Source organism: Methanolobus sp., from assembly GCF_016278385.1.
Classification (GTDB): domain Archaea; phylum Halobacteriota; class Methanosarcinia; order Methanosarcinales; family Methanosarcinaceae; genus Methanolobus.
The window spans coordinates 99,595-118,168 of record NZ_JADQBY010000006.1 but is presented as its reverse complement, the minus strand read 5'-3'; the positions used below and the strand labels follow the sequence as shown (position 1 = coordinate 118,168).

Sequence of the window (18,574 nt, the reverse complement as noted above, 5' to 3'; positions counted from 1 at the left end):
ATCAGAATTTAAGATCTCCCTTGTCCATCAGCACCTTGAGATCCTCAAGACTCAGGCGGCCACTCTTCTCCAGTTTCTCTTTAGCAACGACATGATGCGCCTCCTGCTTCTTATCATCCTTTTCTACCTGAATATCATTTAGTTTCTCAAGATTAATTGTCAGCTCATCCCTGAGCAGGGCAATCTTTTTCTTAAGAGGATCTATTTTTTCCCGGATAGGTGCTGTTATAGCATACTTTTCAGATATCTGAGAATGAGCCTCATCAGCAGCTTTTCTCAATTCATCTGCTTGATTATAAAAGCCGATCATTTCAAGATGGTACTTTTGAGATTCTTCAGCAAGCTTACTGATCTCATCTCCAAAATCGTCTCTTGATTCAAAAACTTCTTTTGAGGCTTCATATGTGTTCATCAGTCTCTGATGAATCGCATTCGCATCGAATGCTGCACCAAGACGCTCCTTAAGATCCAGCAGCCTGCCAAAAAGATCAATCTCATGATTCAGAGGAATATCTGCATTCAGGAAAAGATTAAGATCTGCAGCATAGGCTTTTGACAAAGTCTCAACGCTTCCCTTGGACAATTTATTCAAATCGTCCCTCTTTGTTTTAAGATCACTGATATCATCTGAAAACTTACGGGTTTTTTCGTTAACTTCATTCCTTGAAGATTTCAAAGCAGCTATCTTTGCATTGATGGAATCCCTTTTGGATTTGGCATCCCGTGCTTTACTAGCAATTCCCTTAACCTGGGTATTCAGACCATTACGTTTCTCTTTCAGGTCATCGGTATTGGTACGATGTAACTTGAGTTCACGGTAGATACCTTTGAGTTCACGTTCATGATGATCAATTTGCGTACGAAGGTCATTTACCTTGCTCTTCAGGTCTTTTTCACTCATTGAAGGGACATCTACATACGTCATGCTATAACCTCTTCTGTGGCGCCTGCAAGCAACTGTTTTTCCCAGTACTGCAATGCATCCTGATGACTTTGTATCCTGCTTTCCAGCCATTTATGCCTTGGAGCCACATTTGCTAGTTCATCCTCAAAAGAGGAAATTGTACTATTATAGCTCTCCTCTGAACTATCGATTGAACTTAATTCCATTTTTGAGCTTAAAGCTTCTTTAACTCTATCCTTCACAAAACCAAGACGTTCTTCAACGCCAGATGCTTTTGAACCGAGAGATGATATGGCCTGTAAAATTGAATCTACCTGCTGTTGCTCCTCATCCGGTGTCATGGAGCCTTTTACTTTTGAGAGTTTCTCTTTGACAACAGACATTTCTCTGGTAAAATCATGATTATTGGAAACGGAATCATCTAGTTCATCAAGCAATTTTTCTGCCTGATGATAGAATAACTGCCTTTTTTCAACCAATATCTCTATTTTTTCCAGAATCTCTTCTCTGTTCTTTTTAGAAGACTCAATGTTTTCCTGGAGTTCCTTTATCTTATTTCCAAGTTCATTGAATTCACCAGCATAATCATCTAAGAACTTTTTGTGCTTCTGCGCAACTCCCTCAATAAGTTCATTCCGGTCAAAGGCATTCAATGAACTAACCCCTGCACCTGAAACTGTCATTTCATCATTCATAATAAAACCTCGTAACATTTATATCCTGAATATCTGGGCATGAGCTACATTATCAATAATCTTTATATGATCAGTATCTACAATCCCGCATTTTACAGCGCATGAAACGGCTTTTTCACCAAAGATATTTACATTGGATGCCTTAGAAAGTACTTCAATAGCAACTTCTTCGGATATGATTTCCCCTTTGTAGAATTCCTCTGTTATAGTAACATTAATATTGCCTTCTTTAAGCGTCTTTCCTATAAGTTCCCTGTCACACAGGGCAACGATAATGGTGTCACTGGATTTATGAATCTTAATATACATGGGACCACTTCTTTAAACTACCTTTACATGTTCTTTATCAGGTTTTATCAGGTCACCGGAACGTCTCATCTTGGACACCAGCTCTTCTGCATGCTGACGGTCTATCTGCTGATTCTGTGCCTCTGCATAGACCTCTTCCAGAGGTGCCTTTCCACCAGGATGCTTTTCACCGACCATTTTGATAATTTCCTTGATTATCTTTATTCTATCCCGCTGACTCTTACTTGTTCCGGAAGCTATGACATCTACATCAAATGCACCGGTATCAGGATCAACACCTACCTGACGCAGGCAGGCATAAACTATTCGTGTTGTCCGTTTGGCATCGTCCATAGTTGCAACATTGCTTAGCCTCAGACGGGCACTTGCCTCGGCAAGCCTTACAAGAGCCTCGAGCTGACGGGCAGTGACCGGAACCGGAGCATCCTTACCGTCTCCCATCTTTCTCAAATCCATATAGAACTTAACAAGGTGATCACGTGCATCCTCCTCCATTACAGGAAAGATATTTCGTCTTGCGTAAGCAACATACTTCCTGAGCATATCAGCCTCTATAATAGGCTTGATAACTTCCATATGAACATCTACCTGTTCCTGAGTAATTGAACTGGAAGGCATATTTTTACGCTGCTCAGAAAGTTCACCTGCATAATGGGCCTTGAGTATGTGTTTTGCTATCCTCGCGTCCTGGTCCTCGTTCGGAGTGTCCAGAAGGACAAATATCATATCGAATCTTGACACCAAGGCAGGTGGCATGTTTATCTGCTGGGCAATGCCCTCGTACCTGTCAAACCGCCCGTATTTCGGGTTGGCAGCACCAAGAAGTGCACACCTGGATTTTAATGTGGCAATAATACCTGCTTTCGCTACACTTATGGTTTGCTGTTCCATTGCCTCGTGGAGTGCACTTTTATCCTCTGTGCTCATCTTATCCATTTCATCCACTGCGGCAATACCCATGTCTGCCATGACAAGAGCACCTGCTTCCAGAGTCCAGCGACCGTCCCCCATATCATCACGCACTGCAGCAGCAGTAAGACCACTTGAAGAAGCACTTTTACCCGATGCAAAGACGCCCCTTGGAGAGATTTTTACCATGTAACGAAGTAACTGACTTTTTGCAACACCCGGATCACCCACAAAGAGCAGATGGATATCCCCACGTACCCTGGAACCATCAGGAAGATGTTTTGCAACACCTGAAAATAACTGAAGGGAAAGAGCTTCTTTTATATCTTCATAACCATAGATCGAAGGAGCTATCGACCCTATCATTTTATTGTAAACTTCCGGATCACGGCTCATAGCAAGTATTTCTTCTTCCTCTTCTGAACTGATCTCAAGTTCGTCAAACTCCTGATCCATATATTCAATGGAATTGGCCTGAACTACCAGATCGTAGAATGGAGATTTACCTTCCCTAGTAGTTCTCTGGTGTGAACGCAGGACACCGTTGATTATAACGCGGTCTCCAGGCCGTACAATACCGGCAAGATCGTCCTCAGCATCAATATCAAGACTTTGGGGTTGTGAACCACCTTTGAGGTTCTCCGGAGATTCCTGCACCTGGAGTTTCTGGGCATCGATAAAAACGGACTGATTGATTAGTATCTTAAAAGGACCTTTTCTTCCACATGTCTCATTCTCACACTCAATAGGTTCCACGAATTTAATTTCATTCTGTGGAATCATTGTCACGTGTTCACAACGCATGCACTGGAATGCAGCATTGAGCACTTTAGGACGTACTTCAGTTGCCTTGCGGATCATACCTTCGATGGCAACGAATTGCAGGAGATGTTTGCTACGAAGATCCCTGTTGGGTATCTTATTAGGTATTTTTACGAAGCGAACCTTTGCATCAAGAAGAGTTTTCTCTATAGGAAGATCAATCTGCTGAAGTGCATTGTCTGCGCTGGGCAGTACTTCATCAGGATTGAAAAGAAGTTCATTGGCAATTTCCCTGTCAAAAACTTCAAGATCAGAAAAATCCACTTTCAGACTACGCTGATCAGGATAATTGTTCGCAAGCTGCAGAATACTATCCCAATAATATTTCTTAAGGAACACTACGAATTTTTCGTCCCACTTACCTTCAGTCATAGTTACACAATAATTAGTTAAAAATCATTTAGGGAATGCAACATAGGCTTCAAATGATATGAACATTTCGAAACATACCCTGGCTATCAATCATCATACTCGTTAGCATAATCATCTTGTTCAGCTTCGCTTTCATAAGTCCTCTGGACCTTACGTATAATACCACGTAGTGTCTGCACTTCACGGGGAAGCAGACATGCTCTTCCAAATATTCTCCTAAGCATCAGTTCGGTTTTTTCCTTTTTATGATCAGGATAGTCAATATCATCAAGAAGCTCTGAAAGATGCTCATACAACAACCCTATGTCAAACGGATCAGCAAGGGGAGTGTCACCCATTACTATACTACTGAATTCATAGAGGACAACAGCTACTGCGTGGGATAGGTTCATGACCGGATATACCCCGGATGTTGGGATTGTCATTATCATATCACATCTTTTGAGTTCCTCTTTTGTAAAGCCGTTATCTTCCCTTCCAAAAAGAACTGCTACCCTGCCACTTATACCATTAAGGCGCTCTTTCATCTCACCAGGGGAGTAACCCGGCACGCGAAGGTGCAGATCAAAACGAGAACCTGTTATGCCCGTAGTTCCTATAATAATACTGCAGCCATCGATAGCCTCTTCCAGAGAGGACACTATTTTTGCGTTCTCCAGCAGATCCCTGGCATGTGAAGACATTGCCCTTGCTTCCCCCTCAAGTTTACAGGGGTTTACAAGTACAAGATCAGAGAAACCAAAATTCTTCATTGCCCTAGTGACAGAGCCCACATTTCCCTGATACAAAGGTTCAACGAGTATGATTCTGAGGTCCATTTTATAAATACAACCTTTTGCTTCATTTTGTTTTTTGCCTACTTAAGCATGTAACGACATATAAGGTTATTTAACCATGAATTGGTCCCTATGCGATAAATATACACAACAATACGGCTCCTGATGTAGATTTTACCGATGAAAATGTTTAAATAATATCGACACCACACTCATGCAAACCAAACCGGTTACTTATAAGTAAAAAAATTTCAATTCTTGTAATAATTATACTTATATCGATATTAGGAGAAAATTAAATGGCTATGGAGTATTTTGCAGGCGTAAGTGACGCCTTAAGGCTTACATTTGTGCAGGTTATGATAATGGCGAACCTGTCTATTGGCATTTTCATTATAGGAATGTATATAAACATTAAGAAGTGGGGAATGGGTTCCACCGGCTATGGACAGGCACCTTCAAAAAGCATCCTTGCCTTCCCTAAAATGCTCATGTACCAGATGAGCGAGCATGCCCATGTACACAACCAATCCATTCTGGAAACCTTTGTTCTTGACATAGTATTCCAGAGAAGAATACTAAGAAGAAGCCCTCTCAGATGGTTCATGCATTTCACTATTTTCGTTGGCTGGATGGTCCTTTTCGTAATGTCCCTTGCAATGTTCCTTGTCGAAATGATACACATGGTAACTGCGAAGATGGGAATTCACGGACTTCCTGAGTTTTTAGACCCTGAGATATTCAGAGAAATACTTGCAGTACCAAACGACATATTCAGTTACATACTGCTTGTAGGAATTATAATCGCAATCTACAGGAGACTATTCGTTGCAAAAGCAAGAGAAGCTACCATTGCGTACGACTCAGTACTTCTTATCGGACTTACAGTTATCACAGTATCAGGATTCATTGCAGACGGAATCAGAACCGGAAGATTCTGGGGACTTGATATGCCTGTTGAATGGGCACCACCAGCATCACTGTTTCACGTAATCATTTCACTGCTGTTCTGTATAGCATACATCCCATTCAGCAAATACATACATATGATCGCAATACCACTCGCACTCCTTGCAAACAAGGGAGGAGAATAAAATGGCAAAACGTGAAGCTTCCATTAATACAGAGAATTTTACAGCAGTCCAGCTTATGGAACTGGATTCATGCAGTCGCTGTGGCGAATGTGTGGACTGGTGTCCAACATATGATGCATCCGGAAAAGAACCGGGACTTGCACCAAGAGACAAGATTCTCAGGTGGAGAGAGTACATGAACAAGTCCTACGGACTTCGTGCAAAGCTCTTTGGTCCAAAAGAGATCCCTGAAGAAGAGATAGAGCAGTTCAAGAACGATGTATACGGCTGCACAACATGTGGAATGTGTGCAACTGTCTGTGAATCAGCAATAAACACTGTAGAACTCTGGGAATCTATGCGTGCAAACCTTGTAAAACGTGGAAACGGTCCATTCGGTAAGCAGGGCGCTTTCCTCAAACTCATCGGAGAGTACAAGAATCCTTACATGGAAGACAACAAGAACAGAGTCAACTGGTTCCCTGAGGACATCAAGGTAGAAGACAAGGCAGAGATCCTTTACTTCGGAGGATGTACCGCAGAACTCAAGCAGAGGAAACTTGCACTTGCAACCACACGTGTACTCAACAAGTTGGGAATCAAATTCACAATGCTCGGCGAAGATGAGATCTGCTGTGGTTCCGCACTTATCAGGACTGGACAGTACTTCATCAATGACACTGCAAAAATTAACGCCCAGGCGAACATCGACAACATCAAGGCAAAGGGTGCAAAGATAGTACTCTACGCATGTGCAGGTTGTTTCAGAGCATCACTCATCGACTGGCCAAGACTCACAGGAAAGGAACTTCCATTCAAGGTAATGCACATCACACAGTTCCTGCAGGACCTTATCGAGAAAGGCGAGATCAAATGGGAGAAATCCATTGATAAGAAGGTCACATATCACGACCCATGCCACCTTGGACGCCACGTTGGTGTCTTTGAGCCACCAAGAGCTGTTCTTGAAGCAATTCCAGGTATCGAATTTGTCGAGATGGAAAGGATTGAGAATAACCAGCGCTGCTGTGGTGCTGGCGGTGGTGTGAAAGCAGGTATCCCTGATCTTGCACTAGGTGTTGCTTCAACACGTGTTGAAGATGCACTTGCAACAAAAGCAGACCTTCTTTCAAGTGCCTGTCCATTCTGTAAGAGAAACCTCAGTGACGGAAGGGATGCTATTGGCGCAAAAGAACTTGAAGTAGAAGATGTAGTAGTTCTTACAGCTGAAGCAATGGGAATTGATCTCAGCGATGCACCAGAGTGATTTTTATCACTCTTCCTTTTTTATTTTTAGGGCAAACTGAATATACTTATAAGGACAATTTACTTTTCGCATGCAAATTCCATACGAATTACTTGGCAAGATATTCATTTTACTTGCAATAACTGCGCTTATAGTGCTGGGAATAGCATTGTTGCTTGGTGCATACAGTTTCAGAAAACAAAGGATACTGTTCCCTAATTTTGTACTCTTCATCCTTTACCTGTTTTACGGCCCTGCAAAATGGATGTGTAGAATATTTGGTATTAAGGACACTCTGGTAGACGAAATTCTGGTTGAGGTCCGCAATGCTGTCATGCTGGAAGCATTTCGGAAAATAAAGAACGGACGAGTTATATTTTTACCACAATGCCTGAGACACCCTAATTGTAAAGCCCGTTGCGACCCTTTGATAGGATACGAATGTAAAATGTGCGGCCTTTGTGACATAGGAACTATATATAAAGCTGCCAACGAGAGAAAATTCGAAGTTTATGTCATACCTGGTGGCAGCTTTGTTAAGAAAATAATAAAAGCTCACCGACCTGAAAGTTGTATAGGTGTAGCGTGTTATCCGGAACTGGCAGAATCAATGCAGGGAGCGTCACCTTTCATGATAGTCCAGGGAGTTTCACTCCTACAGGATGGATGTTATAATACTAGAGTCGACGTCGAGGAAGTGATAAGGAAAATGGAGGAGTGCGATGTATAGAACAATCGGGATTATTGTAACTATTATTTTCATATCATCTCTTTTACTTGCAACTCTTGCATTAGCTATGAGCCGTATCAGTCTTAATAGACATGTATGGCTTTCAGGATTCTTCGCAGGGATACTGGATTTTTTCTACATGCCCTTGAAATACTTCTTCTACAAATTCTCAGATCCCCGGATACTAGATAAATGGATGGTATCCCTGAAGAACATATCCAATAAGAACACCTTCATGAAAACGAATAAACGCATGATAATAGCCCCTCATTGCATGCGTGCCATGGATTGTCCGGCATCTTCCACAAAAACAGGCATACAATGTATTTCCTGTGGAAAATGCATATTTAGCAAACTTAAGGACGATTCCAAAACGTATGGATATGACCTATACATCGTAACAGGTTCCTCATTCGTAAAACATGTTCTCAAAGAAAAGAGCTACGATGCAGCTTTATTAATAGCCTGTGACTATGAACTGAACAAGGTCATGATGGGCCTTAAAGGCAAGAAAATTGTTACCTATGGAATTCCTATGCTCAATGACGGATGTTTCAATACGGAAGTTGAGTATGAAAAAGTAATAGAGACTTTGGAAATGCTTTCAAATTAACCCTTTGAGAAATGTGGTGCACATATGTATGACCTTATAATCATTGGTGCTGGACCTGCCGGTTCGTCTGCTGGAAGAATAGCAGGAAAGAACGGACTTAAAACGCTTGTAATCGAGAAAGAAATGTTCCCCCGATACAAACCATGCGGAGGAGCATTATCTGAACATGCGAAATCCTATCTTGATTTTGAAATACCGGAAGAGATCATAGAAAGGAATATTTTAGGAGGAAGGGTTCGCTTCCGTGGAAAAAGTATAGAGTATTTCAAAGATTACCGGCTTTCTGTAATTGTAACAAGAAGTATATTTGATAATTTCCTGCTTGAAAAAGCAAAAGAGACGGGCATTGATATTCATCATGGGGAAAAAGTTACAGATATATCCCAGAGTGATTCACACGTTTCCATAACAACAAATAAAGATAGTTACAAAGCCAGATATGTGATAATTGCGACCGGTTCACAGGGTAAGCTTAAAACAGTAGTCAGAAGAGAGGACAACAAAAGTGAATGCGGTGTTTGTCTTGTCACTGAAATTGAGGAAAATGATGAAATTATTGACCAATACATAAAAGATGCTATCGAAATGCACTTTGGTGTATCCGGAGTAGGATATGGATGGGTATTTCCACACAAAGGATACTATTCAGTAGGTGCTGGCAGTGTGATGGCAAAGCATCTACCATACCCTAAAAAAGCAATGCAGGATTATCTGAAAGTTAATGGTTTCACTGGAGAATACAAACTCACTGGGCATGTGATCCCATGTGGCGGCCACAAAAGAAAACTGGTCGAGGGAAGGATAATATTAAGTGGTGATGCAGCAGGCTTTGTTGATGCATTTACAGGTGAAGGACTGGCCTATGCCATCCGCTCAGGACAACTTGCAGCAGATATCATCACAGAGAATGCAGGAAACGGGTCAAATCTTCAGGAACTCGTAAATTATGAAAAAATATGTTACTCTGAATTTGGGGAGCATCTGAAATATTCACTTATTTTCACAAAGATAATGCACTATTTCCCTGAACGGTCTTTCAATGCTTTTATAAAAGAAACTGATATCCTTGATATGTTCCTTGAAGTAGTGACTTTTAATAGAACGTACAAAGACCTTGTTAAATGGCTTATATTCAATTTCAAATTACGCTGGCTCAAAAAATAAGAAGGTATTGAGTGAGGAGAGTAAGCTCCCTTCTGTTAATGCAATATATTCATCCCGCATGGCAGGATTATACGCTCCTAAGAGCTGCATTGACGGCATTCGGCTACGCGTCCACAAACTTCGGGAATGGTCTAAACAACCATTGCCCCCTACTTCTGACTTGCACCCACGAGGATTCGCCGTTCCATCCGCGATCCATGCGACCTCAGCTTTTCAGCATCATAGCATTAACATGGTACGGTATCGTTTCTGTGCCAGCATGCAGCGAACTGCATGAGTTGCAAAGCAACTGCCCGGGCTCTCGCCCGATGTCCTTTACAGACATTCGTGTGTTTAGAAGGTGGGGAGACTTTCCTCAGGTCAAATGACCCGGCGACCGTCCTTCCTCTCTCAGGCACAGACTGGATACCATGTGATATATACCTTATGATTAAAAGAACAGGGCTAATCATTTAGTGTTCATAAACAAAAAAATAAGAAAAATGAATTTAATAAGTCAGAGCTTTAGTACGCCACAACCACAGCCACGGTTAAGCAGGAAATCTACTTTTGAAATAATCTCGTCCTGATGGAAATCAGATAGCTCTTCGAATTCATCCTTATGTTTAGTCTTCACATGTTCTATCATTTTTTCCTTTGCTGCTTTGGGATCATTGTCAATCACAATGAAATCATCATTGAATCCAAGGTCTCTGCATTTTAGTATATGTACTATAATAAAACCTCCCTGAATAAAATAGAAGCTTCTGATTTATTAATTTTTGTTTTAACTGCTAAAAAGAAGGGTGTAACCACCGTACTTCAGAGGAAGAACGAAACACCGATCAGAATGAACAAAATACCAGCTACTGTTGAAATCGTCCTCTTGTTGATCCTCTCCATAAGCACCTTACCTACAAAAATCGCCAGGGAGGAAAGAACGAACAATGCAATTATCACACCTATAAAGACCAGAACAGGATCATACTGTGTAGCAAAAAGAGCAGAGGCAAGTTGTGTTTTATCTCCCATCTCAGACACAAGGATCAACGCAAATCCTGAAATAAAAGGACTTTTCAGTTGGTAAGAACCATCATCGTCATCATCCTCCCTGTTCAGCAGAGTTGTAATACCAAAAATAATGAACATGATACCCGCTCCTATGCGCACATAATCCATTGGGACTTTATTTGCTATGAAATTTCCTAAGAGAATTGCAAGACCGTCCGTCAATATGAATGCAAGCATCACACCTGCGAGCAATGATGCATACTTTTTTGTCTTGGTGGATAATACAAGCACTGCAAGCTGAGTTTTGTCACCCAGTTCAGCAAGACCTACAAGCAGGAACGGTATCAAAATGTCCTGGATCATACTCCATTATTCCCTAACCTATTATTTAAACTATGTTAAAGCAGTCTTTAATTTATAATAAATCTAAAGGACAAAAAAAGGACAACAATATGTTTCCTGCTTCAATAAAAGATAGACAAAAAAGCACCATGGAAAAAACTTGCAGGCCAACTTTCCATTGGATTTTTTATTAATTATATTTCTGTGTTAAAAATAGAAGTTGATTAGTCCTCAACTTCAAGTGACTGGATTATATCATGGACGGTAAACTCGCCCTTTGCAACTCTGAGCACCATTGGATATATGAAAGAACAATCATCAATTGCACTCCAGCGTTTCTCCCCAATTGTCCTGATAACTTCATCCATAACTTTTCCGCACTCATTACAATACTTTGTTTCACTTTCAATACCACAAACAATACAGTTCATGAATCTACCTCCACTTGTTGTTTCCCACAGGCAAAATCTATGGTTATTTGAACTGTTTGTGCTGATAGTATATAGTCTTTGAGTTGTGAGAAAATAAAAATATACATGAATAACAGCCTGCAAAAACAAGCCATCTTTACGACATCTTTTAGTAGATTAGTTTAAAAACACTAAATAGACAATTTTACAGGGGACATAATAGTGATAACAAACAACATTGAAAGGATTCATTTTGATAGTATGAATACATGTCATCTGTGCATGATGGAGCTGGAGAACGTGTACGAGGCCCTTGTATTATCTCCGGAAGAGATAGATCTGCTTGACATGCCAAAACGTTCCTTCACCGTACATTTCCCTGTGCGCATGGATTCCGGAAAAACAAAAATGTTTGTAGGTCACAGAGTTCAATATAACGATGCCCGTGGACCTACAAAAGGTGGAATCAGATATCATCCCAAACTTGAACTGGATGGTCTTAAGAATCTAGCATTTCTGATGGCACTTAAATGTGCACTTGTAAACATACCCTTTGGCGGAGCAAAGGGTGGTATCGTCGTTGACACGAAGAAGATAAGCAGAGGCGAACTGGAAAGTATAACGAGAGCCTATATACGTGAGATATCGGACATCATGGGACCTTTCAAAGATATACCGGCACCGGATGCATATACTGATGAAAATGTCATGGTCTGGATATTGGATGAGTTCGAAAGGATAAAGGGCAGACATGTACCCGCAATAGTTACAGGCAAACCGATTGAACTGGGCGGCAGTCAGGTAAGGACCATTTCCACGGCACTTGGAGGAATCTTTGTACTTGAAAAAGCACTACAGACCATTGAAATGGAAGTAGGATCTCCATGTGTGGCGATTCAGGGATTTAGGAATGTGGGTAAGAATGCTGCAAAGATACTTCATGAAAAAGGATACCGCATCTGTGCTGTCAGTGATTCCAGCGGAGGAATACGCAACGTTAATGGAATTGATATTCCAAAACTTATCGAACACAAACATCAGACAGGTTCTGTACTTGACTTCCCGGATACCACCAAAATAAGTAACGAAGAATTATTGGTATCTGATTGTGGTATCCTCATTCCTGCAGCCCTTTCAAAACAGATTGGAAAGGATAATTCAGCAGATATAAAGGCAAAAGTAATACTGGAACTGGCAAATGCACCTACAACTCTGGAAGCTAGTAGATCTCTGGTAGACAGGGGAGTACTGGTGATACCTGATATACTGGCAAATGCCGGCGGAGTTGTTGTAAGCTACTTTGAGTGGATTCAGAATCTGAATCAGGATTACTGGAAAGAAGAAAAAGTGCTGGAAAGACTCAGATATACAATGACAACGGCTTTCGCAAGTGTTCACAATGTCTGCACGAATCAGAACTGCAGTATGAGAAGAGCTGCTTTGCAATTTGCTATCAGAAGTATACTTCATGCTGAAAGATTGAGAGGAAATCTGCAACCATAAACCGTTATATTAATAAAATCACTTCGTAAAAAGAGTTATAGTACTTAGTTTATTTAATGTCTGCAATGTATATTAATTTTAGTGTTTCTGCTTTAACCATTGGAAATACATCATGAATTGATAGCAACAATAGTACCCTATGCTCTAATTAATGTATCCTCACATATTATCCAATAAGTTACTACTTTTGATATAGGAAGGATAATGAATAGATTCATCAAAATAGAAGTAGCTTTATGAAATACCTTTTTTGAAGCTCTTCGCTTTCACTCTGCCTGAAGCATATGCATATTATTGCAGTTTCAAAAACCCAATAATGATCTTACCACTTGAACAAGAAACATATAAGAAAGTAAACCTCTATCGTCAGCAATTCCGAACATCCGCATTAACTTCATTGGATACACTGACATTTGCAAGTATCAAAATGAAGTGTTTTATCCGTGAAATGTTTGCCGAAAGCACCAAGTAGCTACATAATATCAGCAAATTCTACTATCAGAGGCATATGGTCACTCTTGAGAAGGCGCCAATCAGCATATTTACCTACAGAGAACGATTTCATTTTATCGATTATGTCTGCTGATGCAAACATGTAATCTGTGTGATATGGTTTCTGTTCATTGAATGTGAGAAAGAACGTAGGGTCTTCTTTTTCAGCACCAAAGTCTAGATTGTTGTAAGAATGATACATGCTATGAATGTTGTACTGTTCAAGCAAATCCCGTACATCTGCAAATGTCCCTCTTAATGGAGCATCAGCATCATAATCCATCTTGATGTTCCAATTGAAATCACCTGCAATTATTACAGGGGATTTAAGCAGGTTTTCATAGTAATCCAATGAACTGTAAACCTCTCCAATATATCGTCTGTTTCGCTCTTCTTTGTTATTTTGTGACCAGATGGCGATGAGGTTTACACTTCTTTTGTTCTCAGAATTGGTGACCACGACGGGAACAGCATACTTGTATTTGTCACAATACGACTCATGTATTTGAATATTGATGTTATTAAAGCTGAATACTCCCAACCCTTTGTTTTCATTGTCCCCGACCCATACAGACTGATGATAAAATTTCGTGTTAATCTTGTAAGGATTTTCGCATTCAAGTATAACTAATAAATCAGGATTAAGTGAAAGAAGATGAACATGCTTCTTTTTGAAAGCTCTACAACAATTCCAAGTTATGACTTGCATATCAAATAATTGTTCATGGCTGTATTAAATCTTATTCAAATGGATGTTTATCACATTTCTCGGAACTGATTTGTGTAATATGATAAAGTCTTCATGCGCTTCGAACCCCAAGTCAACACTAAAAGTATTGACTTTGAATTAAAATTATTATAAAGTTTTATATATACGTTTGCACTGGAAATGGAGCTTACAGAAATTGTTTATGATAATATGAGGATTAAAATAGAAGCCAATAGAGAAAAGATATTGTGGAATAGGCATCTTATTAAAGATCTGGATAAGATGGTTGCTAAAATGCAATATCAAAAGAAATATAGCGAACCTCTTTAAAAGACGAAGACGTATAAGTAATTGACTATGAACGAAACAAAAGATTTCAGTGATATGGAAAAATCATGGAAGGTCTTGTTGGAACAACTAATTCCAGAAGGCAATGATTTCAAGACGGTTGGCATAAAACGTAGGAAGGATGACAATTACTTCAATGCTAGGGTTGCAGGGCAACAGATAGTTGTAGACGTTGCCAAGATGCACAAGAGTTCATCACATCTAAAGGCAGAGAGGTACATTAATTTCAATCAATTCAAGTGTGTTGCAGGCAAATTTAACAAATACGTCTCAGGCGTTAAGGGTGTCAGACCTGAGATGATAGATGAATGTGGTCAGAACACATCGTACTTGATATCATTGATTTATCATCTATTGTGAATGTTCAATACTTTTTTCCATACATTTCAATATATTTGAAAACTTTCAATATTTTCATATATAATGTTGCCACTTGTATTTATATACGAATTTAAATATATTACAAACAATTTTTTAAACACATTGTGGATATTCAATGAAAATAAAAGGCTTCCATCCTGCAAAGTGCTTGAGTTGCGATTCAGTAAGTTTTCCTGCTAAACGGGTAGCTGCGCCGTGCCTATAGAGATGAGGGTACACGGTGCGTTAGACACCTATCGCTTTAGCAGCATCTTTTACAATTCTCTGTGCTCTGGTGTCAGACATCCTACCGTTTTTTGTCCTGATAAGATACCTTCCTCGTACAAGAGTCTGCATATACTGCTTCAGATATGGAACACTCATGAAAAGTCTCACAGGCCTTGGTCCGGTATTTCCCCCAAACGACCACTCGTATCGTATAATATTGATATGAAAAGTTGGTCAGGTGTTGTTATTTTCTGTACCTGTTTTATTTCCATCCAATCTACACATTCCGGGTATAATCCCTTCTTTTTCATCTGTGCAGCCCCCCGGAAGTGAACCCACTTGAAAAATGACCGAATATTGATTCCGTAATATCCTAATGTTGATTGTGATATTTCATTTCGTCCGGGTTGACTATTACACCTGAATGCATCGGAATCAATATAATCTTCAATATAATCTTTTGTCAAGTCCTCGAATGCTTTATCACGATAGTAAGCACCTATCGCTTTGATAGTGTGTACCTTACCTGAGATTGTCCTTATACTCTGATTCTGGTCTTTGCAGTATCTGACATATCTCTTAATCGTTTCCTGCTGCATAGGGTTCTCTATGCTATCGATGTGTTGTAGTACCAGTTTTTCATAATTTCTTACCATTTTAAGCACCTATATTTTTTTATTTAATACATATATTTACTTGTTATTTTTTAAAATTCTTTTGTATAGTTCGCATGTATGCACTATATAAACAGTTGGGTACTAAAACGCAATTTACACCACAATTTTAATAATAGAACCAATCATTAAACAGCGACATAAATAGTAATTCGAAAATTACAATTAAAATTAATATTTACCCGAGGTAAAAACGTGTCTGATAATCTTTTTGATATTAAAATAGGAAATGTTTCTTTTAGAAACCCTATTGCGCTTGCCCCAATGGGAGGAATAACCGACAGTCGTTTTGCAAATGAAAAGGCAAAGGATGCCGGACTTGTAATACTTGGAGGATACAACCTTGATGCTGCAACACAGAAAGCAGCATCAGAGATTGTTGCAAGAGGCAGGGAAGAGTTTGAATCCAGTGAACCTTTGAAGCTTATTGAAAGCGAAATCAAGGCAGTAAATAATGGACCTGTGGTAGCTGTCAATGTGAGAAGCTCAACAGTAGAACCCCTTATAGAAGCTGCAAAGCTCGTAAAGGATGCAGGTGTTATCCTTGAACTGGATGCTCATTGCAGGCAGAAGGAAATAATAGATATCGGTGCAGGACAGGCACTACTAACGGATCTGGCTAAGCTCTGTGACTGGATCAAGCACATAAAAGAAACAGGTGTCGTGCTCTCTGTGAAAGTACGTGCAAATGTTGTGGATGACATTGAGCTGGTGCAGCAAATCGAGTCTGCTGGCGCAGACATACTCCATCTTGATGCTATGCAGGAAGGTGCAGGTGCTGATCTGAAACTCATAAAGAACATAAGGGACTCCACAAGGATGTTCCTGATATGCAACAATTCAGTAACAGACATCGAGATGGCAAAAGATATGTTCTCAAGGGGGGCAGATATGGTTTCCGTTGCACGTGGAGTTCTTGAAGACTCTGCACTTGTCAGCCAGCTTGTAAACAATATATCAACACAACAAAAAGACATGGGATGGTACAATGCACCAAAACATGTATGCAGAGGAGAAGGTGACCTAAGAGGACTTGCTTTCTGCTGTCTGCCAGTAAAACCATGCCCTGTACACAACACCATCAAGAAGCTGGGGTACAGCGCACAGGAATTTACGGATGTCAAAATGGAATATGCCAAAGATACGATGCTTGAATTTGGCGATAGCACGTGCTTTGGAAGCCTTGTGTGGTGCTGTAAAATATCAAAACCATGTTATCTGAGGGATGGAGTACTGGAAACACTTGGTGTTTCGGATGCAGAGTACATGCGCCTTAAAAAAGAACTTGCAGACTATATTATCGACAATGCCAAAAAACCAATCAATGGCTAACAGAAATGAATGATGCACTTTACACAATAAGCAGGGGAATTTACCCCCTCTCATCTTATATTGCACGCTGTGCACAGCTTGCAATGTGCATGGAGGTTTCCGCATCTCCAAAACCAGGCAATATTGACAGGCATGATAACTATGCTGATACACGCTATGAGCATTTTCTGACATCAGCCAGTTCCGTATATCCCGTTGTGGAGGAGGCATCATCACACGAAAAAGGAGTTGGGCAGTTCATCAAAAAAGCTGTAATAGAAAGTGTGAACTGGCAAAACGGAGGAAATACCCATTTTGGAGCATTCATTCTACTAATCCCTCTTGCAATGGCTGCAGGAGAGATATTCCAGGAAGATGAGACTTTTACTATCCAACAACTGGTTGAAAGCGCATACAGGATAGTTAAAAACACTGACACGGAAGATTCGATTAATTTTTACAGTTGTTTTGATGCGGCAGGTGTGAAAGTAAATCCTGTAGATGAATTTGATTTGCGTGACAGTACCGCCATTGATGAACTAAATGATAAAAACATGACCCTTTACAAACTCATGGATATTGCCAGGGGATATGACATAATTGCCAATGAGTGGGTAACAGGTTTTAAGAGATGTGTCCGATGTGCTGAAACAATAATTGATGGCATGAACGGGCTGCATGCCCCGAAGATCGGAGCTGATATCAACGATGTTACAGTCTATGCATTCCTGAAGATACTTTCGGAGAATGAGGACACATTCATCAGTACAAAATACAATGCGCAAACGGCGTTATATGTCTCTGGCAGGGCAAAGAAAATAATTGAAGAAATATATAAAATCAATGAGAACTTTGATACTATATTACCGATGATAAAGAAACTGGATAGTGAGCTTCTTGAGAAGAAGATAAATCCGGGTTCCACGGCAGACATAGTAATTGCCGGTCTCTTTATTTCATTGCTTGCAGGAGTTAGATTCTAATGTCTAAAAATTTAAACCTTGATGATTTTGGCATTTATGAAGGTATATCAGAAGTTATAGTGACAACCATCCATGGATGGACACCAAATGCTGCCCCCATGGGTATCATCCGGAGGAAAGGTAAGTTATTCCTGCGTCTGTTCAAGGGTTCCACAACCTACAGTAATGTGCTTTCCGAGAAGATGATCGTTGCAAATGTTGTATGGGATCCTGCAATGTTTGTGTGCTCTACGTTTACAGACCTGGAAGATTCTCATTTTGAAACGGTTAATTTTAAAGGCAGGAATTTTGTCACACTAAAAAATGCCCAGTGCTGGCTTGCCTTTGAGTGTACTAATACAAAACTGACCTCAGATGCACTTGTAACAGAACTGGTGCCCATGAAGGTCCACATAAACAAATGCATCATCAGAGCGCCTAACAGAGGCCTTTTTGGAGTTATCGAATCCTGCATACATGCAACCAGATACCAGCTTACAGGCGAAGAAAAATATCTTAAGCTCATAAAGGCCTACGGGGATATTGTAGACAAATGCGGCGGAGACGAAGAAAAAGAAGCAATGAAACTGCTTTATGGTTTACTCTGATACTTCCCGGTCAAAAGACTATTA

21 protein-coding genes and 1 other RNA gene are annotated in these 18,574 nt (G+C 40.2%); 10 read left to right on the top strand and 12 right to left on the bottom strand.

What is annotated here, in order from left to right; genetic code table 11:
* Position 1: 1 nt before the first annotated feature.
* The 5 genes from QZZ23_RS03400 to QZZ23_RS03380 form a co-directional block, all read right to left on the bottom strand.
* Entirely contained in the window at positions 2-925 is a 924-nt protein-coding gene (locus QZZ23_RS03400) for a phosphoserine phosphatase (RefSeq protein ID WP_292466837.1), read from the bottom strand.
* The gene (locus tag QZZ23_RS03395) at positions 922-1,599 is read right to left on the bottom strand and encodes a hypothetical protein (protein WP_292466835.1); all 678 of its coding nucleotides are present in this window, start codon (positions 1,597-1,599) and stop codon (positions 922-924) included. The genes QZZ23_RS03400 and QZZ23_RS03395 overlap by 4 nt, the downstream gene beginning before the upstream one ends.
* Positions 1,600-1,617: 18 nt before the next feature.
* A complete protein-coding gene (locus QZZ23_RS03390) occupies positions 1,618-1,908 on the bottom strand; it encodes a DUF424 family protein (RefSeq protein ID WP_292466833.1) in 291 nt (96 codons plus the stop codon).
* A gap of 12 nt (positions 1,909-1,920) precedes the next feature.
* Complete coding sequence (locus QZZ23_RS03385) at positions 1,921-4,011, bottom strand: minichromosome maintenance protein MCM (protein WP_292466831.1); 2,091 nt, start codon at positions 4,009-4,011, stop codon at positions 1,921-1,923.
* Between the two features lie 86 nt (positions 4,012-4,097).
* Positions 4,098-4,829 (bottom strand): RNA methyltransferase, encoded by a 732-nt coding sequence (locus QZZ23_RS03380; protein WP_292466829.1) that lies wholly within the window; start codon positions 4,827-4,829, stop codon positions 4,098-4,100.
* Between the two features lie 257 nt (positions 4,830-5,086).
* Here QZZ23_RS03380 and QZZ23_RS03375 point away from each other — a divergent pair, with 257 nt between their 5' ends.
* The 5 genes from QZZ23_RS03375 to QZZ23_RS03355 all read left to right on the top strand — a co-directional run bounded on the left by QZZ23_RS03375 (position 5,087) and on the right by QZZ23_RS03355 (position 9,613).
* Positions 5,087-5,881, top strand: a complete 795-nt coding sequence (locus QZZ23_RS03375; RefSeq protein WP_292466827.1) for a disulfide reductase — start codon at positions 5,087-5,089, stop codon at positions 5,879-5,881.
* A 1-nt stretch (position 5,882) separates the two neighbouring features.
* Complete coding sequence (locus QZZ23_RS03370; RefSeq protein ID WP_292466826.1) at positions 5,883-7,127, top strand: (Fe-S)-binding protein; 1,245 nt, start codon at positions 5,883-5,885, stop codon at positions 7,125-7,127.
* Between the two features lie 70 nt (positions 7,128-7,197).
* Complete coding sequence (locus QZZ23_RS03365; protein ID WP_292466824.1) at positions 7,198-7,836, top strand: DUF116 domain-containing protein; 639 nt, start codon at positions 7,198-7,200, stop codon at positions 7,834-7,836.
* On the top strand, positions 7,829-8,449 hold the full coding sequence (locus QZZ23_RS03360; protein ID WP_292466822.1) for a DUF116 domain-containing protein: 621 nt from the start codon (positions 7,829-7,831) through the stop codon (positions 8,447-8,449). The genes QZZ23_RS03365 and QZZ23_RS03360 overlap by 8 nt, the downstream gene beginning before the upstream one ends.
* Before the next feature lie 24 nt (positions 8,450-8,473).
* Positions 8,474-9,613, top strand: coding sequence for a geranylgeranyl reductase family protein (locus tag QZZ23_RS03355; protein WP_292466821.1), 1,140 nt, complete (start codon positions 8,474-8,476; stop codon positions 9,611-9,613).
* Between the two features lie 9 nt (positions 9,614-9,622).
* On the opposite strand, the gene rnpB is transcribed toward QZZ23_RS03355, so the two are convergent.
* The 4 genes from rnpB to QZZ23_RS03335 form a co-directional block, all read right to left on the bottom strand.
* Positions 9,623-10,005, bottom strand: an RNA gene (gene rnpB, locus QZZ23_RS03350) — RNase P RNA component.
* A gap of 104 nt (positions 10,006-10,109) precedes the next feature.
* Positions 10,110-10,277, bottom strand: coding sequence for a hypothetical protein (locus tag QZZ23_RS03345; RefSeq protein ID WP_292466819.1), 168 nt, complete (start codon positions 10,275-10,277; stop codon positions 10,110-10,112).
* Between the two features lie 137 nt (positions 10,278-10,414).
* A complete protein-coding gene (locus QZZ23_RS03340; protein ID WP_292466818.1) occupies positions 10,415-10,966 on the bottom strand; it encodes a TMEM165/GDT1 family protein in 552 nt (183 codons plus the stop codon).
* A gap of 203 nt (positions 10,967-11,169) precedes the next feature.
* Positions 11,170-11,376: a hypothetical protein gene (locus QZZ23_RS03335; protein ID WP_292466816.1), complete on the bottom strand. Its 207-nt coding sequence runs from the start codon at positions 11,374-11,376 to the stop codon at positions 11,170-11,172.
* 201 nt (positions 11,377-11,577) lie between these two features.
* Here QZZ23_RS03335 and QZZ23_RS03330 point away from each other — a divergent pair, with 201 nt between their 5' ends.
* Positions 11,578-12,858: a Glu/Leu/Phe/Val dehydrogenase gene (locus tag QZZ23_RS03330; protein WP_292466814.1), complete on the top strand. Its 1,281-nt coding sequence runs from the start codon at positions 11,578-11,580 to the stop codon at positions 12,856-12,858.
* Positions 12,859-13,330: 472 nt separating this feature from the next.
* Here the strand turns inward: QZZ23_RS03330 and QZZ23_RS03325 are convergent, their stop codons facing one another.
* Positions 13,331-14,059 (bottom strand): endonuclease/exonuclease/phosphatase family protein, encoded by a 729-nt coding sequence (locus QZZ23_RS03325; RefSeq protein ID WP_292466812.1) that lies wholly within the window; start codon positions 14,057-14,059, stop codon positions 13,331-13,333.
* Between the two features lie 357 nt (positions 14,060-14,416).
* Between QZZ23_RS03325 and QZZ23_RS03320 the strand changes: the two genes are divergently transcribed.
* Positions 14,417-14,767, top strand: coding sequence for a hypothetical protein (locus tag QZZ23_RS03320; RefSeq protein WP_292466810.1), 351 nt, complete (start codon positions 14,417-14,419; stop codon positions 14,765-14,767).
* A gap of 246 nt (positions 14,768-15,013) precedes the next feature.
* Here the strand turns inward: QZZ23_RS03320 and QZZ23_RS03315 are convergent, their stop codons facing one another.
* Together QZZ23_RS03315 and QZZ23_RS03310 are read right to left on the bottom strand one after the other, a co-directional pair.
* On the bottom strand, positions 15,014-15,151 hold the full coding sequence (locus tag QZZ23_RS03315) for a hypothetical protein (protein WP_292466809.1): 138 nt from the start codon (positions 15,149-15,151) through the stop codon (positions 15,014-15,016).
* Positions 15,152-15,159: 8 nt separating this feature from the next.
* The gene (locus QZZ23_RS03310) at positions 15,160-15,651 is read right to left on the bottom strand and encodes a phage integrase N-terminal SAM-like domain-containing protein (RefSeq protein WP_292466807.1); all 492 of its coding nucleotides are present in this window, start codon (positions 15,649-15,651) and stop codon (positions 15,160-15,162) included.
* 213 nt (positions 15,652-15,864) lie between these two features.
* Here QZZ23_RS03310 and QZZ23_RS03305 point away from each other — a divergent pair, with 213 nt between their 5' ends.
* From QZZ23_RS03305 to QZZ23_RS03295, 3 genes are read left to right on the top strand one after another with little or no spacing between them, the layout of a single operon-like run.
* Positions 15,865-17,001 (top strand): methanogenesis marker 9 domain-containing protein, encoded by a 1,137-nt coding sequence (locus tag QZZ23_RS03305; protein WP_292466805.1) that lies wholly within the window; start codon positions 15,865-15,867, stop codon positions 16,999-17,001.
* Positions 17,002-17,006: 5 nt separating this feature from the next.
* Positions 17,007-17,963 (top strand): triphosphoribosyl-dephospho-CoA synthase, encoded by a 957-nt coding sequence (locus QZZ23_RS03300; protein WP_292466804.1) that lies wholly within the window; start codon positions 17,007-17,009, stop codon positions 17,961-17,963.
* Positions 17,963-18,550: a DUF447 domain-containing protein gene (locus QZZ23_RS03295; RefSeq protein WP_292466802.1), complete on the top strand. Its 588-nt coding sequence runs from the start codon at positions 17,963-17,965 to the stop codon at positions 18,548-18,550. The genes QZZ23_RS03300 and QZZ23_RS03295 overlap by 1 nt, the downstream gene beginning before the upstream one ends.
* Positions 18,551-18,574: the final 24 nt, after the last annotated feature.